This window comes from Brevundimonas sp. UBA6550 (assembly GCF_002434505.1).
Lineage (GTDB): Bacteria > Pseudomonadota > Alphaproteobacteria > Caulobacterales > Caulobacteraceae > Brevundimonas.
This window is the reverse complement of the sequence record NZ_DJKE01000012.1, coordinates 543250-567958: the sequence shown is the minus strand read 5'-3', so window position 1 is coordinate 567958 and position 24709 is coordinate 543250. Positions and strand designations below refer to the sequence as shown.

The 24709-nt window shown below is 69.7% G+C and carries 20 protein-coding genes; 10 read left to right on the top strand and 10 right to left on the bottom strand.

The window, feature by feature from the left end:
* The first annotated feature begins 20 nt into the window (after nt 1-20).
* The gene (locus B3Z70_RS16190) at nt 21-2498 is read left to right on the top strand and encodes a S9 family peptidase (RefSeq protein WP_292022075.1); all 2478 of its coding nucleotides are present in this window, start codon (nt 21-23) and stop codon (nt 2496-2498) included.
* A 341-nt stretch (nt 2499-2839) separates the two neighbouring features.
* Here the strand turns inward: B3Z70_RS16190 and B3Z70_RS16185 are convergent, their stop codons facing one another.
* Nucleotides 2840-3970, bottom strand: coding sequence for a zinc-dependent alcohol dehydrogenase family protein (locus tag B3Z70_RS16185; RefSeq protein ID WP_292022065.1), 1131 nt, complete (start codon nt 3968-3970; stop codon nt 2840-2842).
* Between the two features lie 137 nt (nt 3971-4107).
* Here B3Z70_RS16185 and B3Z70_RS16180 point away from each other — a divergent pair, with 137 nt between their 5' ends.
* From B3Z70_RS16180 to B3Z70_RS16155, 6 genes are all read left to right on the top strand, one after another.
* Nucleotides 4108-4542: an acyl-CoA thioesterase gene (locus B3Z70_RS16180; protein WP_248118446.1), complete on the top strand. Its 435-nt coding sequence runs from the start codon at nt 4108-4110 to the stop codon at nt 4540-4542.
* Nucleotides 4543-4764: 222 nt separating this feature from the next.
* Entirely contained in the window at nt 4765-6819 is a 2055-nt protein-coding gene (locus B3Z70_RS16175) for a TonB-dependent receptor domain-containing protein (protein WP_292022067.1), read from the top strand.
* Entirely contained in the window at nt 6819-7748 is a 930-nt protein-coding gene (locus tag B3Z70_RS16170) for an alpha/beta hydrolase (RefSeq protein ID WP_292022069.1), read from the top strand. The genes B3Z70_RS16175 and B3Z70_RS16170 overlap by 1 nt, the downstream gene beginning before the upstream one ends.
* Complete coding sequence (locus B3Z70_RS16165; protein WP_292022071.1) at nt 7748-8887, top strand: ABC transporter substrate-binding protein; 1140 nt, start codon at nt 7748-7750, stop codon at nt 8885-8887. The genes B3Z70_RS16170 and B3Z70_RS16165 overlap by 1 nt, the downstream gene beginning before the upstream one ends.
* A 34-nt stretch (nt 8888-8921) precedes the next feature.
* Nucleotides 8922-10040, top strand: coding sequence for a YncE family protein (locus tag B3Z70_RS16160; protein WP_292045910.1), 1119 nt, complete (start codon nt 8922-8924; stop codon nt 10038-10040).
* 1 nt (nt 10041) lies between these two features.
* Nucleotides 10042-10902: a class I SAM-dependent methyltransferase gene (locus B3Z70_RS16155; RefSeq protein ID WP_292024225.1), complete on the top strand. Its 861-nt coding sequence runs from the start codon at nt 10042-10044 to the stop codon at nt 10900-10902.
* On the opposite strand, the gene B3Z70_RS16150 is transcribed toward B3Z70_RS16155, so the two are convergent.
* Nucleotides 10899-11669 carry an ABC transporter ATP-binding protein gene (locus B3Z70_RS16150; protein ID WP_292024226.1) on the bottom strand — a complete coding sequence of 257 codons (771 nt, stop codon included), beginning with the start codon at nt 11667-11669 and terminating at the stop codon, nt 10899-10901. The genes B3Z70_RS16155 and B3Z70_RS16150 overlap by 4 nt on opposite strands.
* Complete coding sequence (locus tag B3Z70_RS16145) at nt 11666-12733, bottom strand: FecCD family ABC transporter permease (protein WP_292024227.1); 1068 nt, start codon at nt 12731-12733, stop codon at nt 11666-11668. Before B3Z70_RS16145 ends, B3Z70_RS16150 begins: the two co-directional genes overlap by 4 nt.
* Nucleotides 12734-12786: 53 nt before the next feature.
* Between B3Z70_RS16145 and B3Z70_RS16140 the strand changes: the two genes are divergently transcribed.
* A complete protein-coding gene (locus tag B3Z70_RS16140) occupies nt 12787-13539 on the top strand; it encodes an alpha/beta hydrolase (RefSeq protein WP_292024228.1) in 753 nt (250 codons plus the stop codon).
* A gap of 72 nt (nt 13540-13611) precedes the next feature.
* Here the strand turns inward: B3Z70_RS16140 and B3Z70_RS16135 are convergent, their stop codons facing one another.
* Nucleotides 13612-14502, bottom strand: coding sequence for a hypothetical protein (locus B3Z70_RS16135; RefSeq protein ID WP_292024229.1), 891 nt, complete (start codon nt 14500-14502; stop codon nt 13612-13614).
* A gap of 147 nt (nt 14503-14649) precedes the next feature.
* On the opposite strand from B3Z70_RS16135, the gene B3Z70_RS16130 reads away from it, so the two are divergent.
* On the top strand, nt 14650-15615 hold the full coding sequence (locus tag B3Z70_RS16130) for a flavin reductase family protein (RefSeq protein ID WP_292024230.1): 966 nt from the start codon (nt 14650-14652) through the stop codon (nt 15613-15615).
* Nucleotides 15616-15660: 45 nt separating this feature from the next.
* Nucleotides 15661-16848, top strand: a complete 1188-nt coding sequence (locus B3Z70_RS16125; RefSeq protein ID WP_292024231.1) for an acetyl-CoA C-acyltransferase — start codon at nt 15661-15663, stop codon at nt 16846-16848.
* A gap of 225 nt (nt 16849-17073) precedes the next feature.
* On the opposite strand, the gene B3Z70_RS16120 is transcribed toward B3Z70_RS16125, so the two are convergent.
* The 6 genes from B3Z70_RS16120 to B3Z70_RS16095 form a co-directional block, all read right to left on the bottom strand.
* On the bottom strand, nt 17074-18222 hold the full coding sequence (locus B3Z70_RS16120) for an MFS transporter (RefSeq protein ID WP_292024232.1): 1149 nt from the start codon (nt 18220-18222) through the stop codon (nt 17074-17076).
* 10 nt (nt 18223-18232) lie between these two features.
* Nucleotides 18233-19033, bottom strand: a complete 801-nt coding sequence (locus B3Z70_RS16115) for a DeoR/GlpR family DNA-binding transcription regulator (RefSeq protein ID WP_292024233.1) — start codon at nt 19031-19033, stop codon at nt 18233-18235.
* 172 nt (nt 19034-19205) lie between these two features.
* Nucleotides 19206-21590, bottom strand: a complete 2385-nt coding sequence (locus tag B3Z70_RS16110; protein WP_292045909.1) for a sensor histidine kinase — start codon at nt 21588-21590, stop codon at nt 19206-19208.
* A 90-nt stretch (nt 21591-21680) separates the two neighbouring features.
* Entirely contained in the window at nt 21681-22250 is a 570-nt protein-coding gene (locus tag B3Z70_RS16105) for a hypothetical protein (RefSeq protein WP_292045908.1), read from the bottom strand.
* 75 nt (nt 22251-22325) lie between these two features.
* Nucleotides 22326-22733, bottom strand: coding sequence for a CBS domain-containing protein (locus B3Z70_RS16100; RefSeq protein WP_292019456.1), 408 nt, complete (start codon nt 22731-22733; stop codon nt 22326-22328).
* A gap of 76 nt (nt 22734-22809) precedes the next feature.
* The gene (locus B3Z70_RS16095; RefSeq protein ID WP_292019458.1) at nt 22810-24663 is read right to left on the bottom strand and encodes a vWA domain-containing protein; all 1854 of its coding nucleotides are present in this window, start codon (nt 24661-24663) and stop codon (nt 22810-22812) included.
* Nucleotides 24664-24709: the final 46 nt, after the last annotated feature.

Here is a 24709-nt window from a genome sequence, read left to right as displayed (position 1 = left end):
TTTTGTGGGGACTTCGGATGATGACGATGGGTATGCGGGGCGCCGGGCTGGCGCTGGCGACGGTGTTGCTGGCTTCGACGGCGGGGGCGGCGTTTGCGAAGAGCGCGGGCGGGCAGGGCGCAGCGGCGGGGCCGTTGGTCTATCAGCAGCCGCCGGCGCCGATCGCGGACATATTGGACGCCAAGCCGACGCCGTCGTCGATGCTGAGCCCGGATCGGCGGACGCTGGTGCTGATGGATCGGTCGAACCTGCCCAGCATCAAGGCCCTGGCCGAGCCGATGTTGAGGCTGGCCGGGACGCGGATCAATCCCAGGAACAATGGCGCGGCCGAAAGCCGGGTGTCCTGGCTGACGGGGCTGAGCCTGCAGGCGGTGGACGGAGGGCAACCTCGCGTCGTGGCCCTGCCCGGCGGCGCGCGGTTTACGGCGCCGCGGTTCTCGCCGGACGCCAAGTCGCTGGCCTTTGTGATGGATCGGCCGACGGGGCTGGAGCTTTGGGTCGTGGATGTGGCCTCGGCGCGGGCGCGCAAGCTGACCGATCCGGTAGTCAATATGACGGGCGGGACGGGCTATGAATGGCTGCCCGACAGTTCGGGTCTGCTGGTCGAGGCCGTGCCCGCCGGACGCGGTCCGGCGCCGGACGTGACGGCCGCGCCGACGGGGCCGAACATCGAGGAGACGGCCGGGCGGGTCGCGCCGGTGCGGACCTATCAGGACCTGTTGTCGAACCCCGGCGACGAGGCCCTGTTCGACCATTATTTCACCAGCCAGCTGACGCTGGTTCCGCTGAACGGCCGTGCACGGACGATCGGGGCGCCGGCGGTCTATCTGGATGCGTCGGTGTCGCCGGATGGCAAATACATCCTGCATGAGATCGCCAAGCGGCCCTATTCCTATGCGGTGCCGGACGACCTGTTCCCGACCGAGATCGTGGTGACGGACCTGAACGGGCGGGTGGTGCGGACCATCGCCGATCTGCCGCTGCGGGACGATGTGCCGACCGCCTTCGACGCCGTGGCGCCGGGGCCGCGTTCGGTCGGCTGGCGCGCCGATGCGCCAGCGACCCTGACCTGGGTCGAGGCGCTGGACGGCGGGGACATCAGGCGCGAGGCCGAGTTCCGGGACCGGGTCTTCATGCAGGCGGCGCCGTTCACGGGCGAGCCGGTCAAGCTGATCGACCTGAAGGAGCGGTTCGGCGGCATCGTCTGGGGCCGGGACGATCTGGCCATCGTCAACAGCCGCTGGTTCAACACCCGCCACGAGACGCGCTTCGTGGTCGATCCGTCCAAACCCGGCCAGGGTCGGGTGCTGCTGGAGCGGAACTATCAGGCGCGCTACGACAATCCGGGCCAGCCGGTGACCCAGCCGAATGCGCAGGGCCGCTCGGTGATCCGGTTCGATCCGCAGGGGCGCATCCTGATGTCGGGCGCCGGCGCGACGCCGCAGGGCGAGTTCCCGTTCCTGGCCGCCATGGACCCGGCGACGGGACGCAGCGAACGGCTGTGGACCTCGGCCGATACGGATTACGAGGCGGTGGTCGGCTTCCTGGACGCGGACGGCAAGCGGGTGGTGACGCAGCGCGAGACGCGGCTGGATCCGCCCAACCTGCAGATCCGCGACCTGACGACGGGCCAGACGACGCGGCTGACAAACTTCCCCGATCCGGCGCCGCAGCTGGCCGAGGCGACGCGGCAGCTGGTGACCTATGAGCGGGCGGACGGGGTCAAGCTGTCGGGGACGCTGTATCTGCCGGCCGGGTACGACAAGGATCGCGACGGGCCGCTGCCGATGCTGATGTGGGCCTATCCGGCCGAGTTCACCGATGCGGCGGTGGCGGGCCAGACGGTGGACGTCCAGAACCGCTTCGTGCGGCCGGGCGGGTCCAGCCATCTGTTCCTGCTGACGCAAGGGTATGCGATCTTCGACAACCCCTCCATGCCCATCATCGGCAAGGACGGGGCCGAGCCGAACGACACCTATGTCCAGCAACTGACGGCGGACGCCCAGGCGGCGGTGGACGCGGTGGTGCGGATGGGGGTGGCGGACCGCGACCGGATCGCGGTCGGGGGCCACAGCTACGGCGCCTTCATGACCGCAAACCTCTTGGTCCACACCGATCTGTTCAGGACCGGGATCGCGCGCTCGGGCGCCTATAACCGCACCCTGACGCCGTTCGGCTTCCAGTCCGAGCAGAGGAACTATTGGGAGGCGACCGAGGTCTATACCGAGATGTCGCCCTTCACCTATGCCGACAAGATGAACGAGCCGATCCTGCTGATCCACGGCGAGGCGGACGACAACTCGGGCACCTTCCCGGTGCAGTCCGAGCGGTTCTATGCGGCGCTGAAGGGGCTGGGGGCGACGGCGCGATACGTCACCCTGCCGCTGGAGGCGCACGGATACCGCGCGCGGGAATCGGTGGGCCATACGCTGTGGGAGATGACCCGCTGGCTGGACCAGTATGTGAAGAATGCGCCGCCGAGGGCGGGGGCGAACTAGGGTCAAGCGAGATCCAGCCTGGGAACGTCATTCCGGGGCGTCCGAAGGACGAACCCGGAACCCAGGAGGCGCGCATCGGGCGTTAGAATGCGTTCGGCGCTGCGTTTGCGGCTCTGGGTTCCGGGTTCTTCGCTCCGCTCAGCCCCGGAATGACGACACGGGGGAGCCTGTCCTAGAGGCTGTCGGCGGAGCCTAGGGCCTGGGCGTCGCGGGTCTTGCGGGTCTGGGCGCCGTCGTGTTCGCCGCGCCCTCGTCGTGACCGTTGTGATGAACCTTTTTCTGAGCCGCGCCGACGACGCATCGCGGTCGTTCCGATCAGGTTCGAGCGGAGGCCGGCCTCGTCACGGTCTGACGATCAGCCGCACCACCTCGCCGGCGTGCAGGCGGTCGAAGCCGGTGTTGATGTCTTCCAGCGGGATGACGCCGCTCATCAGCCGGTCGACGGGCAGGCGGCCCTGGCGATACAGGGCGACGTAGCGGGGGATGTCGCGGCTGGGGACGCAGGTTCCGATGTAGGAACCCTTCAGCGTGCGCTCCTCGCCGACCAGGGAGACGACGTTGACGGCCAGGGCCGCGTCGGGCGGCGGCAGGCCGGCGGTGACGGTGGTTCCGCCGCGCCGGGTCATCTTCCAGGCGTTTTCCAGCGCCCGGACAGAGCCGGCCATTTCGAAGGCGAAGTCGGCGCCGCCGTTCGTCAGGGCGCGGACCTGAACGACCGCATCGGGGTCGGCGGCGTTGACGGTCTGAACCGAGCCCAGGGTGCGGGCCAGGGCCAGTTTCTCCTCGGACAGATCGACGGCGACCACGGGCGAGGCGCCGCTGGCGAGCGCGCCCAGGACGCTGGCCAGACCCACCCCGCCCAGGCCGATGACGACGACGCTCTGGCCCGCCTTCACCCCGGCGGTGTTCACCACGGCCCCGACGCCGGTCAGGACGGCGCAACCGAACAGGGCCGCCTCCTCGAACGACAGGGCCGGGTCGATCTTGACCAGCGAGCGGCGCGAGACGACGGCGCGTTCGGCGAAGGCGGAACAGCCGAGGTGGTGGTTGACGGGCTCGCCCTCGCGGAAAATGCGGCGGGCGCCGGACAGAAGCTCGCCCCGGCCATTGGCGGCGGCGCCGGGTTCGCACAGGGCGGGACGGCCGCCCGCGCACGGGTCGCAATGACCGCAGGAGGGCATGAAGACCATGACGACGTGATCGCCGATGGTCAGATCCGTCACCCCTTCGCCCAGGGCCTCGACCACCCCGGCCGCCTCGTGCCCCAGGGCCATGGGCAGGGGGCGGGGGCGGTCGCCGTTGATGACGGAAAGGTCCGAGTGGCACAGGCCCGCCGCCTTGATCGCGACCCGCACCTCGCCGGGGCCGGGCGGGTCCAGGGCGACGGTCTGGACCGACAGGGGGCGGCTGTCGGCGTAGGGCCGGGCGGCGCCCATCTGCGACAGGACGGCGGCGCGGGTGGTCAGGGTCATCGGGGCTTCCCTTTGGCGCGCGCTGTCGGCCAGCGCGTTCGTGATCGGACTGCTACCGATAGGCGCTTGACCTAACGTCGTCCAAGCGAGAGCGTCGTGATCGAGAGCGACGGTTCGCGTCGCCGAGGGAAACGACGATGCCGAAACGTGACGAGGGCGCCCTGGCGCAACGGGCGACCTACAAGGCCTATCACATGGTCTCCACCCGCTGGGCCGACAACGATCAGTACGGCCATATCAACAACGCCAAATTCTACGAGTTCGTGGATTCGGCGGTGAACGCCCATCTGCTGATCGCCAACGCCCTGAACGAATCCATCGGCCTGGTGGTCGATTCCGGCTGTCGCTACACCTCGTCGCTGAAGTTCCCGGACGTGATCGAGGTGGGGATCAAGGTCGACCGCATCGGCACCTCCAGCGTCAGCTACGGCTTTGCGGTGTTCAAGCGCGGCGTCGACGTCCCCGCCGCCATCGGCCATTTCGTCCACGTCTATGTCGACGCCGAAACCCGCCGGCCCAAGCCGCTGCCCGAACGCCTCCGCGCCGTGGTCGAGAACCTGCGGGCGGATTGAGGGGGGGACGCGGCGCATGTCGTAAGCTCAACCAGGCTCAGCACGCGATTGAGGTGATCGGTCCGTCCTGATCCAATCAAGGAACGACCTCGCGGGTCTCCGCATCGTCGCCGCCATAATCTTCTGGTCCAGAATCCAGCCCTTCGGCAGAGCGCGCCAAAGTCGAATTCTTGCATTTGAGAACCAATCGCATTAACAGCGAGGCGGATTTGAGGATTCGTCATGCGCCGTCGTCTGTTGCTCGCCACCGTTTTCGCCCTTGCGCCCGTTTCGGCCCTTGCCCAGGCGCAGCAGCCTGCGGCGCTCGAGGATGTGGTGGTCACGGCCTCGACGCGGGCGCAGCGGGTGGTGGAGGCGCCGGCGTCGATTTCGGTGGTGACGGCCGAGACCCTGGCCAATCGGCCCAACGCCGACCTGACCGACGCCTTGCGCGATGTCGAAGGCGTGTCGGTCAGCGGCGGATCGAACAGTCAGGACGTCTTCATTCGCGGCCTGCCGGGCAGCTACACCCTGGTGCTGGTGGACGGTAAGCGCCAGTCCACGCGCGACAGCCGGGTCAACGGCAACGCCGGTTTCGAACAGAGCTTCACCCCGCCGTCCGGCGCCATCGAGCGGATCGAGGTGGTGCGCGGGCCGATGTCGTCGCTTTACGGGTCGGACGCCATCGGCGGCGTGATCAACATCATCACCAAGAAGGTGCCCGAGCGCTGGGGCGGCTCCATCGGCGGCGACTATGTGGCCCAGGAGAAGGGCGCTTCGGGCGATTGGCGTCAGGCTCAGGGCTATCTGGCCGGGCCGCTGGTGGGCGGCGTGCTGGGCGCGCAAGTCTGGGGCCGCACCTATAAGCGCGACGAGGATCACATTCTGGGCGGCGTCAACGGCGGCGAGGACTGGAACCTGACCGGCCGCCTGGCCTGGACGCCGAACACGGATCACGAGGTGCTGCTGCAGGTCGACCGCACCGATGTCCGGCGCGAGAACACCGCCGGCGCGACCCTGGCCGCCACGGCCGCGTCCAACTACAACACCAATGAGCGGACGGCCGCGTCCCTGGGCTGGAACGGCCGTTGGGACTGGGGCGCCAGCGCCCTGTCGGTGCTGCGCGAACAGACCCAGCGCAAGACCTTCACCCAGCGCAGCGGTTCTTTCGTCCAGGACGCGCGTGCGCCCGAACTGACCAACACCGTCTATGACGCCCTGTTCAACATTCCGCTGGAGGGGACGCGCCTGGGCGATCACCAGCTGGTGGTCGGCGGTCAGTATATCGAGAACAAGCTGGTCGATCTGAACCCCGGCGTCAGCGCGACCCAGCCGGGAACCTTCACCGTGTGGCAGCGCGCCCTGTTCGTGGAGGACGAATGGCGGCTGAACGAGCAACTGGCCCTGACCGCCGGCCTGCGCTTCGACGACCACGAACGCTATGGCTCCCACTGGAGCCCGCGTCTTTATGCGGTCTGGACCCCGGCCGAGGCCTGGACGATCAAGGGCGGCGTCTCCACCGGCTTCCGCGCGCCAGAACTGCGTCAGGTGGCGACCGGCTATGCCTACACCACGGGCGGCGCCAACTGCTCGGTCGGGCCGAACGGGACGTGCGGCGTCATTCTGGGCGATCCGAACATCGAACCCGAGACCAGCACCAACTATGAGATCAGCGTGCTGTGGAACCCGTCGACCACCCTGTCGGCCAGCGCGACGGTCTTCCGCACCGCCTTCAAGGACAAGATCGACAGCGCCCTGGTCTACAACGCCGACGGGACCGTCGCCCGCTGGAGCGAGAACCCGAACTATCGCCTCTATTACTGGTACAATCTTCAGGACGCCGATCTGCAGGGCGTGGAGGTGTCGGGGCGCTGGCGGCCCATCGACCGACTGGGGCTGAAGGCGGGCTACACCTATACCGACTCCGAGCAGAAGTCGGGGACCTACAAGGGTCTGCCGCTGTCGCGCACGCCCGAGCATATGGCCAACCTGCGCGCCGACTATGACGTCAGCGAGCGGCTGAACCTGTGGGGCGCGGTCAACTATCACGGGGCGGAGCTGAACGCCGGCCTGCGCGTGGGGGCGAACGGCCAGCCGATCCTGAACGGCGCGACCCAGGTCGGGCGGCGCTATCCCAGCTACACCACCGTCGACGTCGGGGCGAACTGGCGCGTGACCCCGGCGGTCAGCCTGAAGGCGGGCGTCTATAATCTGGGCGACGAGGCGATCGATGTCGCCGACTACGACTTCCAGGGCGACGGGCGTCGCGGCTGGATCGGCGTGAACTACAGCTTCTGATGCGCCGCGCCCTGCTCATCGCCGTCTGCGGTGTGGCGGTCCTGGCGGCCGCGCCCGCCCTGGCCCAGCCGGCCGCCGCGGCGCGCGTGGACCGGACCATCGCCGATGTCGGCTCGGCCTACTACGGGTTCGAACGGCTGTCGGTGACGTCCGAGGACGGGGCGCGGGTCTATCGCGTGTGGATCGCCACGCCGAAGAGCCCGGCGCCCGCCGGCGGCTATCCGGTCGCCTGGCTGCTGGACGGCGACGCCGCCCTGACCCGGATCGACGAGGGGTTGCTGGCGCGGCTGGACGCCGGCGACCCGCCCGTCATCGTCACCATCGGCTATGAGGGGGGCCGCCAGTTCGACGTCCTGGCGCGCGCCTTCGACTATACGCCCCCGCTCTCGGACGGCCCGGCGCTCGATCCGGCGGGGCGGCCGGGCGGCGGGGCCGACGCCTTCCTCACCCTGTTGCAGGATCGGATCGCGCCGGAGGTGGCCCGGCGTGTCGCGCTCGATCCGGCGCGCAGCCTGATCTGGGGCCATTCCTACGGCGGGCTGTGCGTGTTGCACGCGGCCCTGACCCGGCCGGACGCCTATCGCGCCTTCGTCGCGGCCAGCCCGTCCCTGTGGTGGGGTTATGGCGCGGTGCTGAAGGATGCCCCACCCTTCCTGGCGCGGTCTTCGCGGCCCGACCTGGCCCTGACCCTGCTGGTGGGCGAGGACGAGGTGCGCGGGCGTGGGTCGCGACCGCACACCCATCCGATGTGGACCTCGGTTTCCGCAGGCGCGACGCATGATCTGGCGGACCAACTGGCGGGCGCCGGGGTCGATGTTCGGTTCGGCGAACTGCCGGGCCAGGGCCACGGCGGAATGCTGGCCGCCTCGCTGATCCCCACCCTTCTGTCCCTGGCCGGCGTCGCCCCGGCGCCTGGAGAGCCCCTGTGATGACCGACCCGACGTCCTCCATCCTGTCGCGCCGTTCGGCCCTGCTGGCGCTGGGCGGTCTGTCCCTGCTGGCGGCCTGCGGCGCTCGCGAGACGGCGGCGACGGTGTCCGAGTTGAAGGACCTGCGCGACAGGCCGGTCCGCCCCCTGTCGCCGGGCCAGAAGATCAGCATCGACGACGGCCGCTATCTGATCGCCCTGGCCCTGATCCATCCCGATCCCGTGTCCCTGCTGGCGGCCTGGAGCGGCGACGTGAACCGGATCAGCCCGGACATGTACAAGGCCTATGTCGAGAAGTTCCCGGCCCTGGCGACACTGCCCAAGATTCCCCGCTCGGGCGAACCGTTCAATCTGGAGGCCGTGCTGGCCGCGCAGCCGGCGACGGCGGTCGTCTCGGTCGAGTCCGGCCCCAACGACGAACAGGCGGGCCAGTTGCAGGCGGCGGGCTTGCCGGTCGCCTTCATCGACTTCTTCAATCATCCGTTCGAGAACCAGGCCCGCAGCCTGGCCCTGCTGGGCGCCCTGATCGGGCGCGGCGAACAGGCCGCCGCCTTCAACGCCTTCAAGACGGCGCGGCTGGACGCCATCTCGGCCAAGGTGGCGACCGTGCCGATGGACCAGCGGCCGACGGTCTTTCTGGAACCGCACGCCATGATCACGCCCGACTGCTGCAACTCGCCGGGGCGGGGCAATGTCGGCGACTACATCGCCTTCGTCGGCGGGCGCAACATCGGCGCCGATGTGCTGACCGCGCCGACGGGCAAGCTGAACCTGGAATATGTGATCCAGCGCGACCCCGACGTCTATATCGCCACCGGCGGCCCGCATCTGGCCAAGGCCGGCGGCTTCGTCGTCGGGCCGGACTTCACGCCCGAACAGTCGCAGGCGGGCCTGCGCCGCGTGACCGGCCGCCCTGGCATTTCGACGCTGAAGGCGGTGCGTCAGGGCCGGGCGCACGGCCTGTCGCACCAGCTGATCAACTCGCCCATCGACATCGTGGCCACCGAAATCCTGGCCAAGTGGATTCATCCCGAGCTGTTCGCCGACCTGAACCCGCGCGCCACCCTGGACCAGATCAATCAGCAGTTTTTGGCCGTGCCCTATCGCGGCGACTACTGGGCCGACCTGACGCCCGCCTGATCCATCCCCCGAAGACCGAAGAAGGACTATGCCGATGACCTCCGTCCGTTTCGCCGCCGCTGCGGCCGCCGCCCTGCTGGCGTCCGTCGCCGCGCCCGCCCTGGCCCGCACGACCGCACTGATCCCGCCCGCCGCCAGCGCCCCCGCCCCCGCCCCCGCGCCAACCATTGTCAAGTCGGTGAAGGTCGAGCCGGGCGGCCTGTATGAAATCGTCTTCAACCCGGCCGACAGCAACATTCTGATCGCCGCCGTCGGTCCGCGCGGCGAGACGCGCGGCGCCATCGCCCGCCTGAACGCCGATCTGACGCCGGGCCAGTCCATCGACGTCTCGGCCAATCCGCTCTACGGCCTGGGCTTCAACAGCCGCACCCAGACGCTTTACGGCACGGCGACGCGCTCCGGCTCGGTCGGGGTCGTCGATGTCCGAACCGGCCGCCTGGTCGCCACCATCAAGGACGGCGACGACGATTCCGCCCACGTCCGCGAGGTCATCGTCGATGAGACGCGCAACAAGGCCTATGTCACCGTCGTCGGCGGAGAAGCGAACGACGCCAGCCGCCCGAACCAGATCTGGGTCGTCGACGGCGCGACCAACGCCATCGAGCGCAAGATCGCAGCCCCGGTCGGCGGCCTGACCGGCGCCGCCCTGGACGCACAAAACAACCGCCTGTTCGTGACGGGCATGAGCTCCAACGACGTCGGCGTCATCGACCTGGCGACCGGCCAGTCGGTCGCAACCTGGCCGACCGGCAGCGAAAAGCCCACCAATGTCGCCTTCGACGCGGCGGGCGGCCGCCTGTTCGTCGCCAGCCAGGGCACCGGCGACCTGACCGTCATGAACTCAGCGGACGGGGCGGTGATCAAGAAGGTGCCGACGGGCGAGGGCGCGCTGAGCGTCGCCTACAACCCCCGCAACGATCAGGTCTATGTCGCCAATCGCCAGGCGGGCACGGTGACGGTGGTGGGCGGCGGCGACTACGCCGTGCTGGCCAATCTCCAGACCGGCACCTTCCCCCAGACCATCGCCATCGATCCGGCCACCAACGCCGTCTATGTGACCAACAAGGCGCGGGGCCTGCCGCGCAACGCCCCGGCCGGCACGCCGGTCCCGGTCGATCCGGCGGGCGACACCGTCACCTTGATCCGGCCCTGACATGGGCCGAGCGGCGGTCGCGCCTTCGCTGGACTGGAACGGCGACAACGGGCGGCGCTGGGTCGAGAACCAGGACCGGCTGGACCGGATGCTGGCGGCCTATGGCGCGGCCCTGGCGCGCGCCGCCGCCCCGGCCATGGGCGACCATGTGCTGGACGTCGGCTGCGGGGCCGGGGCGACGACCTTCGACATGGCCGCCCGCGTGGGTCCCTCCGGGCGGGTCGTGGGGCTGGACATCTCGGCGCCCCTGATCGGGCGCGCCCTGGACCTTGCCGCATCGCAGGGCGGCGAGGCGGTGGAGTTCCGCCTCGCCGACGCCGCCCTGGCCGAGTTCACGCCCGACTTCGACCGGATCGTTTCGCGCTTCGGCGTGATGTTCTTCGACGATCCGGTCGCGGCCTTCGCCAATCTGAAGCGCGCGCTGAAGCCGGACGGGCGGCTGGTCTTCGTCTGCTGGCGCGGCGCGGCCGAGAACGACTGGACCCGCCTGCCGATGGCGGCCATCCGCGATCTCGCGCCGGCCCTAGCCCCGGCCGATCCCGAGGCGCCCGGACCCTTCGCGTTCGGCGACCGCGACCGGATCGCACGCATTCTGATCGACGCCGGCTATGCCGATATCGACATCCGGCCCTTCGACAGTCCGGTCCATTTCGGCGTGGGGGACACGGCGGACGCCGCCCTGGACGATGCGGTCGATCACGCCATCCGCGTCGGGCCGCTGGAGCGGGCGTTGAGGGGCGTTTCGGGCCCGGTGCGGGATCAGGCCCTGGCGGCGGTGCGTCTGGCCTTCGCCGGCAAGCTGCGTTCCGACGGCGTCTGGATCGACGGCGCCGCCTGGATCGTCAGCGCACGTCGGGGTTAAAGCACGTCGTCGACCATCACCTGGATCTGACCCTTCGCGCAGGGTTCGACCCGGGCGCGCACCTGCCAGACGTCGGCCAGGACGGCGGGGGTGACGGCCTCGGCCGGCGCGCCCTCGATCTGCACCCGGCCGTTCGCCAGCACCACGATCCTGTCCGAGACACGGGCGGCGGCCTGCAGATCGTGCAGCACCATCACCACCACCGCCCCATTCTCGCGTGCATAGTCGCGGGCCAGGCGAAACACCTCCAGCTGATGCCGCAGGTCCAGGGCGCTGGTCGGTTCGTCCAGCAGCAGGACGCGCGGCTGGCGGACCATGGCCTGGGCCAGGCCCGCGATCTGACGCTGGCCGCCCGACAGCCGGTCCAGCCGCTTCAGCGCCAGATCGACCGCCCCGACCCGCTCCAGCGCCGCCAAAGCGCGGACCTCGGCCTGGGCCGAACCGGCGGCGGACGGCGAGGCCTCCAGCGCCGCGATCACCGTCTCCAGCACCGTCAGGGCCACGTCCTGCGGCAGGGTCTGGGGCATATAGGCGACATGGCGCGCCCGCTCGGCGATGGACATCCGGTTCAGGTCCAGCCCGTCCAGCATGACCCGTCCCGCCGCCGGCGTCAGGCCCGCGACGGCGCGCATCAAGGTGGTCTTGCCCGCCCCGTTCGGACCGATCAGCGACACGACCTGGCCTGCCGCCAGCGGCTGCAGGTCCACGTCCGACAGTATGGTCCGCTCGCCGTAGCGGGCGGTCAGATGCTCCACGACCAGGCTCATCCCCGCGCTCCGCTGCGGAAGATCAGGATCAGGAAGGCGGGCACGCCGATCACCGCCGTCACCACGCCCACCGGCAACAACGCGCCCGGAACCATGACCTTGGACGCCGCAGACGCCAGGGACATCAACAGCGCCCCGCTCAGCAGGCTGGCGGGCAGGTAGAGGCGGTGATCCTCGCCCACCAGCAGCCGGGCGATATGCGGCCCGACCAGACCGACGAAGCCCACCACGCCGACGAAGGCCACGGCGGCGGCCGACAGCAGACTGGCGCGCAGCAGGGAGAAGAAGCGCAGCCGCCCCACATCGACCCCGGCGCTCAAGGCCCGGTCCTCGCCCAGCCGCAGCGCCGTCAACGCCCGCGCCGCCGCCCAGGAGAAGGGCAGGGTCAGGGTGATGACCGCCGCCAGCACGGCGACCGAGCGCCAGCTGGCCCGCGACAGCGACCCCATGGTCCAGAACACCAGCTGCTGCAGCGCCTCCTGCGAGGCCACGAACTGCACCAGGGCGGTCAGGGCGTTGAAGGCGAAGACCAGGGCGATGCCGAACAGGACGATGCTCTGCACCCCGCCGCGCCGCGCCCGCGCCAGGGCCTGCAACAGCAGCACCGACCCGAAGGCGAAGACGAAGGCGTTCAGCGCCACCACCCCGTCCGCCGGCACGAACGGCAGGCCCAGCCCCAGCACGATGGCCAGGGACGCCCCGAACGAGGCGGCGGACGACACCCCCAGCGTGAAGGGGCTGGCCAGCGGGTTGTTCAGCACCGTCTGCATCTCCGCCCCCGACAGGGCCAGGGCCGCCCCGACCAAGATCGCCGTCAGGGCGTAGGGCAGGCGGATCTGCCACACGATGGCGGCCTCAGCCGGGCTCAGCAGGTCGGGCCGCACGATGCCGGTCACGATCCGCCAGGCGGACAGGCCCGACGGCCCGGTCGCCGCATCCAGACAAAGCGCCGCCACGCAGGCGACGGCCAGTCCCGCCAGCAGCAGCCGGCGGCGAAGGCGCAGACGCCGGTGCTGGCTCAGAACCTGAAGCGCGGCGGAAGAGGCGGGAAGGGACGCGGTCATGATAAGATTGCGTCGCATTACATTATCGCGCGGCGATAGGCTAGGAAGGGCTCATGACCGAAGCCGCCCCTTCCGCCTGGACGCCCTGGACCGCAGCGGAATGGCGAAACCGCTCGCTGGTCGGGCCGGACGGGCGGACGATGGACCTGATGCTGGCCCTGCCGCAGGGCGATGCGCCCCCCGGCGGCTGGCCATTGGTGCTGGCCCTGGACGGCGATCGGTTCTTCGCGGCCCTGGCCGGCGCCGCTGCGGCCCTGTCGCACCGGACGGACAAGACCGGGGTCGCCCCGATGGCCGTCGCCGCCCTGGCGCATCGGCCGGCGGCCGGCGCGCCTGGGGATCAGCGCGCGCGCGACTTCACCCGCAGCGCCTGTCCCGATCCGGGCCTCTTGGGTCCGTCAGGCGGCGGGGACGCCTTCCAGCGTCTGATCGCGGATGGCGTCCTGCCGATGCTGGCGCAAGGCGCGCCGCTGAACCTCGCGCGCGCCACCCTGTTCGGCCATTCGCTGGGCGGCCTGTTCGTGCTGGAGACGCTTCGGGCCGACCCGACCCTATTCGCCCGCTGGGTCGCCGTCAGCCCGTCCCTGTGGTGGTCGACGCCCTCCCCGGACATCGCCACCCCCGACCTGCTGATCGGCTGCGGCGAGGCCGAGACGGGGCGCGACATGCGCGACCGCATCGCCGGCTGGGTGGCCGCCAAGCCCGACGGCGCGATCTTCAAACAGGCCCCCGCCGCCGACCACGGCTCGGCGCCGTTCGCCCTGATCCCCGACATCCTGCGCCACGCCAGCGGAGCGCGGGGATAAGGTCGTCGCGCCATGCGGCACGGCAAACAGGGCCGCCCCAGGCCGCTAACCGACCCGGGGCGGCGGCTTCGGTCAGCGACGGACGCGGCTTTCCAGTTCGCCGATGCGGCGGGTCAGATAGGCGGTGTCGTCCGACGACGGGTTGGTGCGGCTGTAGGCGGCCTCAAGGCGCGTCAGATCGCCCAGTTCGACGCGGATGTCGGCGGCGTCGGCGCGGGTGACGGCGCCGGCGCGTTCCGCCGTCGTCACGCCGGCTTCCAGGTTCGCCAGGCGGGTGCGGGCGGGCAGGGCGGTGGTCGGGGTCTGGCCGGCCGGGCCGTCGCCGACGCGCAGGTCCAGCGCATCCAGGCGCGCGTCCAGATCGGCGCGCTCGGTCGCATTAATCGAGCCGTCGGCCTTGTAGCGGTTCTCGACCTGGATCAGCGCTTGGTAGTCGGCCTTCAGGCGCGTGGCCTCGGTGCGGGTGATGCGGCGCGCCGTGACCGAGGCGTCCACCCGCGCGTCGAAGGCGGCGCGGCCTTCCGCGACCGTATTGGCGTCGCCATAGCCGGCGGCCCCCGAATCCAGCGTCTGGGTCAGGGCGGTGTAGCGCGCGTTCAGATCGGCGCGTTCCTGGGCCGAAATGCCATCGGCGGCGTAGCGGTTCTCCAGATCGACCAGGGCGGTGTAGTCGGCCCTCAGCCGTGTGGCGGCAGAGGCGGACACGGTTCCGGCGCGCACGCCGGCGTCGACCCGGCCGGTGAACTGCGTCTGGCCGTCACGCAAGGGGCGACCGCCGCGCAGCCAGGCCTGGTCCATGGCCGACAGGCCCAGTCGGTCGCCGAACAGGGCGCCGACGACGGCGCCGAGCCGATCCTGATTGGTGGGCGTCTGGGCCGAGGCGGCGCCGGCCGTCAGCGTCAGGGCCAGGGCGGTGGCGCCGGCCAGCGCCAGACGGGTCGGAGCGGTGCGGGGAGAGGTCATGGGGAAAAGCCTTCGTGTTCTGTTTCGAGCCGAAAGAACGACGGTTGGCGCGCTTGGTTGCCGCCGAACCGGCCGCCGCCGCTAGCATCGACCCGTCCACTTCCCTTATGAGGGGCCGATATCCCGTGACCGGACCGTTCTGACGCCATGACCCAATCGCCGCCCCGCATCGGGGGCCAAGACGTCGAAAGCTGGGGCGATCCCGAGGATCCCGTCGTGCTGCTGATCGGCCGGCCCCAGGCCCTGTTCGGCGACTGGCGGCGGTCGGTGCGCGCGCTGACGGAGGCCGGTCGTCATGTCCTGATCGCGCCCGCCTTCGACAGGGCGGACGATCCGACGGGCGAGCTTCGGCGCCTCCTGACCGACCTGCCGTCGCGTCCCGCCCTGATCTGCGCCGAGGCCAGCTTGCCGGCCGTGATCCCGGCGCTGCAGGTCACGGGCGCGGCCCTGGCCAGCTGTCTGGTGATTTCGGCCTCCGACCCGGCGTTCCAGCCGCCTCTCGATCCGGCGGCGCTCGATCTGCCGGTCCAGATCGTCGCCCGCGACGACGGCGCAGATTCCGGCGAGGCGGAGAACGCCCTGGTCCTCGGCTTCCTGGAGCGCCAGGCCCCGCGCGAGGCGCTGCATTACATGGCCGGGTCCGACCCCCGCACATTGCGCGACGCCCTGGGCTGTTTCGCGACGGGGGTGACGGTGGTCACCACCATGGACGAGGCGGGCCAGCCCGTCGGCCTGACCGCCAACTCCTTCTCCTCGGTGTCGCTGGACCCGCCGCTGATCCTGTTCTGCCTGGCCCGGTCGTCGGCCAATGTGGAGCGGTTCCGCCAGGCGGCGCATTTCGCCATCAATGTCCTGCATATCGGCCAGCAGCCGACGTCGGGCGTCTTCGCCCGCGCCGGCGACCGGTTCCAGGACGTGGCGTGGGAGGCGTGGGACACCGGCGCCCCCATCCTGTCGGGCGCCCTGGCCAGTTTCGAATGCGCCACCGACCAGATCGTGGAGGCGGGCGATCATCTGGTCTTCATCGGTCGCGTCACCCGCGCCCGGTTCGAGCCGCGCCGCGATCCCCTGCTTTATTTCCGGGGCAAGTATCGGCGGCTGCACTTCTCCTGATCCGGCCGGATCGCTATCTGTCGCTGCAAATCAAAGGAAACCGCCATGTCGTCCGCCGATCCCGTCGTCATCGTCTCCTACGCCCGCACCCCGATGGGCGGTTTCCAGGGCGCGCTGTCGGACGCCAAGTCCACCGAACTGGGCGCCGCGGCGGTGAAGGCGGCGCTGGAGCGGGCCGGTCTGGACGCCGCCAAGGTCGAGCAGATCATCATGGGCTGCGTCCTGCCCGCCGGTCTGGGCCAGGCGCCGGCGCGTCAGGCGGGCATGGGCGCGGGCCTGCCCACCTCGACCGAGGCGACCACCATCAACAAGATGTGCGGCTCGGGGATGCAGGCGGCCATGATGGCGCATGACGCCCTGGCCGCCGGTTCCGCCGACGTCATCGTGGCGGGCGGCATGGAGTCCATGACCAACGCCCCTTATCTGATGCAGAAGCACCGGGGCGGCGCCCGCATCGGCCACGACGTCATTTCCGACAGCATGTATCTGGACGGACTGGAGGACGCCTACACCCCCGGCAAGCTGATGGGACAGTTCGCCGAGGACACGGCCAAGGTCTATCAGTTCACGCGCGAGCAGCAGGACGCCTACGCCATCGAGAGCGCCGGCCGGGCCAAGCGCGCGCAGGACTCAGGCGCCTTCGACGCCGAGATCGCCTCGGTCGAGGTCAAGACCCGCAAAGGCCCCGTCACCGTCGACCGCGATGAACAGCCGACCAAGTCCGATCCGTCCAAGATCCCCAATCTGAAGCCCGCCTTCGGCAAGGACGGCACCATCACCGCGGCCTCCGCCGCCTCGATCTCTGACGGCGCCGCCGCCCTGGTCATGATGCGCCAGTCGACGGCCCAGGCCCTGGGCCTGACGCCGGTCGCCCGCGTGGTCAGCCAGGCCGCCCATGCCCACGAGCCGCACCTGTTCACCACCGCCCCGGTCTTCGCCCTGCAGAAGGCGCTGAAGAAGGCGGGCTGGAGCGCCGACGACGTGGACCTGTGGGAGGTCAACGAGGCCTTCGCCATCGTGCCGATGATCGCCATGCAGGAACTCGGCATCCCCCACGACAAGATCAACGTCAACGGCGGCGCCTGCGCCCTGGGCCACCCGCTCGGCGCCTCTGGCGCCCGCGTCCTGACCACCCTGCTGTCCGCCCTGAAGGCCCACGGCAAGACCCGCGGCATGGCCGCCCTGTGCATCGGCGGCGGCGAAGCGACGGCGATGGGCGTGGAGTTGGTCTGAATCTATTCGCTATGATGAGATCTTAGCGGGCGCAGTGTGCATCGGCTAAGGGTGAAGCGCGTCTGCATTCAGAGCATGACGAGGGTGGCGTATGCCGTCAGACTCGGACGGTTTCACCGGTTTCGAAACGCGCCAATCTGCTCAGGATCGCGACTGTCAGGTGTTGCGAGATCTTGGCGGCAGTCGTTCGCGGACCTTGAAATCGTCTTGTTGACACCATCGATCTCAGGCCCTCCCAGCTAGCGCTGTCGCCCTGAAGGCGAAAATCGGGACGAGCGCAACCAGAGCTGCCACCACCCAGAAAGCGGCGCCCAGTCCAAGGACATGAGCGATGGCGCCGACGCCGGCCGGACCGACCAGCACGCCCGCATAGCCCGTCGTTGTGACCGCCGCGATGGCCAGTCCCGACGGCATAATGGTCTGGGCGCCTGCGAGGCGGAAGAGGACTGGTACGATGTTCGAGGCGCCCAGACCGATCAACACGAAGCCACCCGAGGCGATGGCAGCGTTCGGCGCGAGCAACAGCAGGACAAACCCCCACACGGCGACGATCCCGCCCCAGAACAGCACCCTTCGGTCTCCCATCCGCGCAGTGACGCCGTCGCCTAGAAGACGTCCGACCGTCATGGCGATCGAGAACACGATGTAGCCGAGGCCGCCTTGGGCGACCGGAACGAGGGCCGCGTCCGTGATGAGAACCGCGCTCCAGTCCAGAATGGCCCCTTCAGCGAGAAAGGCGGCAGCTGCGAGGACTGCCAGCAGCAGAACGACGCCCCGGGGAATAGCAAACAAGGGTCCGTCCTGCGCGCCTCTAATCCTCAACAGGCGAGGCCAGGCCGCGAGGATGGCTAGGCCGACGACCACTGCGCTGGCCGCCGCACAAAAGATCGCCGATACACCCAGCGACAGTAGTCCCGTAACGACAGCGGCGCCGCCGAACCCGCCGATACTGAACAAGGCGTGGAAGCCCGACATCAGAGGCGCGTCGCCTGCTTTCTCAACCTCCACGGCATGAATGTTCATGGCTACGTCCAGTGAGCCGAGGCCCGCGCCAAACAGAAACAGGGTCACGCCGAGGAGAGCGGGCGTATCAACGCTTGCGAGGAAAGGTAGCGTGGCCGCCATCAACAGGCCGCTGAGCACGATCACAGGGCGAACGCCCCACCGGGCGCTCAGCATGCCTGTCAGCGTCATCGCCGTAACCGATCCAACCCCGAGGCACAGCAGCAACAGGCCCAGCGCGCCTTCATCGACCCCCACCCGGTCTCGGGCAAACGGCACCAAAGGAGCCCAACTTGCGAGACCGAACCCCGCGGCGAGAAAGGCTAATCGTGTCCCAAGCCGCGTACGACCTTGAGTTTGAGGCTTTGTCATCCACTCGGCCTCAGTCAGCGCGCTGCGCCATGATATCGGATGCGCCTTCCGCTCGGATAATCATCGACCCGATTTGCTCGAACGCGCTGGCTTCATCCGCTGGCGCAGTTCGTTCCACCACGAGCGCTTGCACTCCTGCTGCCGGTGCGATGTGATAAGGTGCAGCCCGTCCCAGTTTGTCGTTCGTGGCCAGGACGACGAGGCGACGGCTCGCCTCGATCGCCGCACGCTTCACGTCCGCATCCCGTTCGTCCAGCACCGAAAGTCCCGAGCTGGCGCTGACCGCACACACGCCTATAAAGGTGATGTCTGGTCGATATCGCCCGATTTGCGCCACCGCCGTCCCCCCGACTGCAGCGTCGATTTGGGGATCAACGTGGCCCCCGATAAGGAACAGCGTCACCTCGGGCTTGCGATACAACGCTGCGGCGATCGTCACCGAGTTCGTGATCACGGTCACCGGCTGGCCAAGGGGCAGGGTTTCCGCAAGGAGCAGGTTTGTGGTCCCGGCGTCGATGTAGATCGTGTCCCTGGGTTTGACCAAGGCGGCTGCAGCACGCGCTAGCGCGCGTTTTGCTGTGAAGTTGCGGTCTACCCGATCAACGAACGGAGCGGTGTCGGTCAGCGGCAGGGCGCCGCCGTAAACGCGTCGGCATTTGCCCGCCCCGGCAAGGTCCCGAAGATCGCGACGTATCGCGTCCTCGGATACGCCAAACTCATCTGCGAGTTCGCGCGCGACGACACGTTGTGACTTGTTTAGCCGTTCAAGAATGATTTCGCGGCGGCGTTCTGGGAGCAGGTAAACGTTCATGACCGTGCACATAATCGTGCAAAATCGTGCAGTCAATATGACGAGTCCTCGTGGACAGCCCTAACGGCTTTTGGTGGATTAAGGGTGACCGCGCTTGCCGGGGACGCTCACGTCCGCCTTGGCTTGAAAAGCGACATCGCTTTTCGGGCTAACATAACGTCAGGCGACCGCCCTAAGCCGCGAACGCCGCCCGGATCGGCTGCACCGTCTGATCGGGGCGTTTGACCGGCAGGTCGAAGCTGACGGTGGTGCCGACGCCGGGCTGGCTTTCCATCGACAGCTGGCCGCCGTGCATTTCGATCAGGGATTTGGTCAGGGCCAGGCCCAGGCCGGTGCCTTGGGTGGTCTTGGAATGCTGGCCCTCGACCTGTTCGAACGGGCGCGCCAGGCGCACCAGGTCCTCGGGCGCGATGCCGATGCCGGTGTCGGCGCAGGCGACGCGGATGCGCGCCTCGCCCGCCGGTCCCTGGAACGGTTGCAGCGACACGACGATGGACCCGCCCTCGGGCGTGAACTTCACCGCGTTGGAGATCAGGTTCAGCATTACCTGCTTGACGCCGCGCTGATCGGCCTCGATGTCGGGCAGGTCGCCGCCTTCCACGGCGATCTTCAGCCCCGCGTCCTGAACCTTGCCGCGCATCAGGCGCACGGCGTCCTCGCACACCGCCTGCAACGACACCGGCTCATAATGCAGGGTCATCTTGCCGGCCTCGATCTTGGCCATGTCCAAGACGTCGTTGATCAGGCTGAGCAGATGCTGGCCCGACTTCAGGATGTCGGCGGCGTAACCCTTGTATTTCTCGTTCAGCGGCCCGAACAGCTCGCTGGCCATGATCTCGGAAAAGCCGTTGATGGCGTTCAGCGGCGTGCGCAGCTCGTGGCTCATATTGGCCAGGAACTCGGACTTGGCCTGGTTGGCGGCCTCGGCCCGGGTCATGGCGACCTCGTATTTGCGAGCGAGCAGCGACAGCTTTTCCTGGCTGGATTCCAGCTGGTCGACGGTGGCGCGCAGGTCGTCGGCGGCGCGGCGGCGCTCGGCCTCCTCGCGCTTGATGGCGGTGATGTCGGCGGCGGTGACGACCGAGCCGCCCTCGGAGGTGAAGCGTTCCGACAGCTGCAGCCAGCGCCCGTCGTGCAGTTCGACCTCGCGCAGACCCGCCCGCCCTCCGGCCGGCGGATGTTCGGCCTTGATGGCCAGGCCGGCGATGCGGTTCAGTTCGTCCTTCAGCGCGCCGCGCCGCACCACGCCGTGGTCGAAGCCGAAGGCGTCCTCAAACGCCTGGTTCCACAGGATCAACCGCCCCTGACGGTCGAACAGGACGAAGGCGTCGGAAATGCTTTCCACCCCGTCGCGCAGCCGGCTCTCGGCGGCCTGGGCGGCGGCCTTGGCGCGGCGGGCCTCGGTGATGTCCAGCGCCACGCCCAGTATGGCGGTGAAGCCGGCCTCGCCGCGCGGGCCGCGCGCCTGGCCCCGCGCGTCGATCCAGCGCGTGCGCCCGTCCGCGCCGGGCACGGGGAAGGTGATCTCGAAGGCGCCATAGGCCGCCGCCTGGCGCAGGGCGTGGCGGAAATCCTCATGGAACCGGGGATGGATGCGGGCGATCACCTCTTCCGCCTCGGCCACGCCCCCGCGCTGGAACCCCAGCAGGGTCGCCATATAGTCGGACAGGGACACTTCGCCCTTGGCCAGGTCCCATTCCCACACGCCGCAGCGCGCGGCCTCCACGGCGATGCGGAACCGCTTTTCGGTGGCGATCCGCTCGCGGTGCTGGCGATTGCGGCGCAGGCCGTAGAGGCCGAACAGACCCATGACCGCCAGACCCAGCAGCAGCGGCGCCCCGATCAGCCAGGCGTCGTCCATCGTTCCCACCGTCGCATCGTCCGACACCGCCACGACATAGGAGCCCTGCGCGCCCGCCCGCGCCGTCGCCGTCAGCCGGTCCTGTCCGCCGATGGACAGGGGGGCGGGCGTGGTCAGGGGCGCAAGCGCCGCGACGTCCGCGCCGATCAGGGCGCGGATCGGCTGGCCGATTTCGGCGACGCGCGCGGAGGCCAGCACCACGCCGGCGGGCGACACGATCCGCAGGCCCTTCGCCTCGTCCAGCGGCGGGACGATGCGCGCCTCCAGCCGGCCGGCGGGGGTGGACGTCGATGCGGCGGGGATCGCGCCGTCGCCGGCCTGGGCCAGCGCCGTTTCGCCCGGCCCGATCAGGGCGAAGGCGACGTCCGGCGCGGCGCGGCGCGCGGCCTCGACCACCTCGGCGGCGGGCCGGTTCCCGGCTGCGGCGGCGGTTCCGGCGGCCAGACCGGCGTCGGCCGCGCGCGTCAACACCTCGATGCGGCTGGCCGTCAGCCGCGCGTTCAACATCAGGTTCTCGGCCGTCAGCCGATCCGCCTCGCGCGTCGGTCGCGTGATTTCACGAGACGCCAGAAACACATAGCCGGTGGACAGCAGGGCCGCGACCAGCACGCCGATGCGCAGCCAGGCCGGCGCGCCAGGGGCGCGGTCCGACGCACGTCGCCCCCGCCCATGTTCCCGCCGCTCCGCGTCGCGCAAGCCACCCCTCCCGACCAATACCGGCTGAGACGGGAATCTAGGCTGCGTCGCGGATTCGTGTCGACCCTCCGATGGGTCTTTTCGCCGGATTTAGGCCAGGACGGCCGGGGCGGGCAGGCGCTCGGGCGCCGCGTCCAGCACGCGGTTCACGCCCTGCAGCAGATCGCGGGCCCGACGCGCCAGGCCCAGCACGGCGGGCGGGGCGTCGTCGGGGCTTTCCGACACCAGGTCCACCAGACCCTGCGCCACCTGCATCAGCTGGGGCGCGCTGGCGATCAGGCGCGCCTGACGCTCGATATGCTCGGGATCGCGGTCGTATTCGGCGCCGGGCACGCGCCAGCCGCCCCAGTCGGCGCGGTCCGTCACCACCACCGGATAGGTGCCGGGCTGGGGGTGGTGCAGGCAGTCCTCGGGCTGCTGCCACTTGTTGCGGGCGCGCAGCACGCGCCAGTCGCCGCCGTCCTGGTCCGCGCCGGGGTCCTCGGCGGCCAGCATCAGCTCGTTGGCCGTGAACTCGCGCCCCAATCCGACATCGTAGGTGACGCGCACAGGCTCGTCGAAGCCCTTGGCCCAGACCGGCTGGACCTGTTCGACGAAGGCCCAGGCGCCGACGCACTCGACCCAGACCTTCTGACCCTTCTGGAACTGCGCGCGCGCCATGCCACTCTCCGAAACCAACGGCCAGGATGAATGACGATCGTTGACGCCCGGTGTCGGGGCGCGGTTACGCAGTCCTTAACGCGAGATGCTTTCCAGCGTCTCTCCGGCGTATTTCTCCTTCACCCGCGTCGACAGGTCGCCCAGCGAGACCACGCCGACCACGCGGCCGTGCTTGTCCACCACGGGCGCGCGGCGGATCTGTTTCGATCCCATCAGGTCCAGCACGACCTTCAGGTCGTCGGTGTCCAGCACGGTCTGGGCGTCGCGGGTGATGAACTCCACCACCGTCGCCGATGGGGCGGCGCCGGTCGCCAGGGCGCGCACCACGATGTCGCGGTCGGTGATCGTGCCGATCAGCTGGTCGCCGTCCGCCACGGGCACGAAGCCGAAACCGCCCTTGGCCATCCGGCTGGCGACGTCCTGAAGGGTGTCGCCGGGGCGGGCCAGGTGAACGTCCCTGGTCATCACGTCGCGGATTTTCATGGCGGGTGTCCTTGCGGTTGAAGCGTTGCGCTGAAAACCCGCCGCGAGCGTGGCGGTTCCGGTCAGGACGTCCCCATCATGGCGTTCGCTGCGGCGGCAGGGTCTCGGCCGCCCGCACCAGCTGAACGAATTCGGCCCGCTCGCCATACGGATCGTCGCCCCGCGCGCCCTGCGCCTGGTCCACGATCCGGTCCCAGCCATAGTCGCCGGCCATCCACGGATCGCCCCGCAGCTTCTGGCCGAAGGCGGCGACGGCCAAGGCCCAGCGCGTGGCCTCGGGCGGCTGGGCGCTGACGGGGCCGGTCGTACGATTGGTCAGGGGCTGCTGGATCAGCTCGGACCGGCTCTGGCCCGGCTGTTTGTAACGCACCTGGATGAAGCCGATCTCGCCGTTCGGATCGCCGCCGCCCACGCCGATCCGGTTGTCGGGATAGCGACGCTCGCCGATCTGGGTCGGCCCGCCGACGGGGGTGATCTCATACAGGGCCGTGACGCTGGCGCCCGATCCGACCTCGCCCGCGTCGACCTGATCGTTGTTGAAATCCTGCTCGTTCAGCAGCCGGGTCTCGTAGCCGATCAGCCGCCATTCGGCGACGCGGGCGGGATTGAACTCGACCTGGATCTTGACGTCGTCGGCGATGGGGAAGGCGCCCTTGTCGAAGGCCGGGCCGAACAGGCGACGCGCGTCCCTCAGGTCCCCGACATAGGCCGCGACCCCATTGCCCGCCTGGGCGATGGCCTGCATCCGCGCGTCCTGATAGTTGCCGCGCCCGAAGCCATAGACCGACAGATAGACGCCGGTCCCGCGCTTGTCGGCGACATAATCCTCCAGCCGCTTGTCGTCGGTGACGCCCACGTTGAAGTCGCCGTCGGTGAACATCAGGATGCGGTTGACCTTGTCGCGGGCGAAACTGGCCTGGGCCTGGTCATAGGCGTTGGTCATGCCGGTCGCCCCGGCCGTGCCGCCGGATGCGCGCAGGCTGGCCACCGCGCAGCGCATCTTCAGCTTCTGGTCGCCGGGCGTCGGCTGCAGCGTCGTGCCCGCCCCTTCGGCGTAATAGGTGACGGCCAGGGTGTCCTGGGGCCGCAGCCGGTCGATAGCCAGGTTCATCGCCTTCTTGGCCAGGTCCAGCTTGTCGGGGCTGCGCATCGACCCGGACACATCGACCAGGAAGGTCAGGTTCAGCGGCCGCCGCTGGTCGGCCGGCAGTTCATAACCTTGCAAACCGATATGCACGATCTGCCGTCCCTCAGCCCAGGGCGAGGCCGCGACCGCCGTGGTGACGGCGAACGGCCGGCTCTGCGACGGGGGCCGGGCGTAGTCGTAGTCGAAGGCGTTGATCAGCTCCTCGACCCGCACCGCGTCCTTGGGCGGCGTCCGGCCTTCGCCGATGAAGCGGCGCACATTGGAATAGGACGCGGTGTCCACGTCGATGGAGAAGGTCGACACCGGCTGGTCGCTGGTCCGCTTCACCGGATTGGGCGTGGCGTCGGGATAGCGTTCGGTGTCGGCGGGCGGCGGCGTCATGCCCGGCGACGCCGTGACCCGAGAACCGGATACGACGATGTCGTTCACCGCGCCTGAAGCTGACGACGAGCCTTGAATGAGGTTCGGCCGCATCGGCGCGGGAGGTGCGGGCGGCGGAGGCGGAGGAGGCGGCGGTGGAGGCGGAGGGGGCGCACCGTAGGGAAGGCGGTCCTCCTTGCGGGTCGGCGTAATGTTCACGGGCGGGGGCGGCGGGCGCCGCACCACCGGAGGCGCAACCACGGGCGCAGCCTGTCCCAGATCGAAGCCCAGAGGGCCGCAGGCCGCCGGCGTCGCCTCTCCGTCCAGGGGCTTGGCCAGGGCCACGGAGGGCAGGGCGACCGGCGGTGCGGCGAAAGAGACGCTGAGCAGCGACAGGGCGGCGATCCTGGCCAGACGGGGCATGGCGTCCTCCGGTTGTTGGTTGGACAACACTGATCTGTGGTCCTGA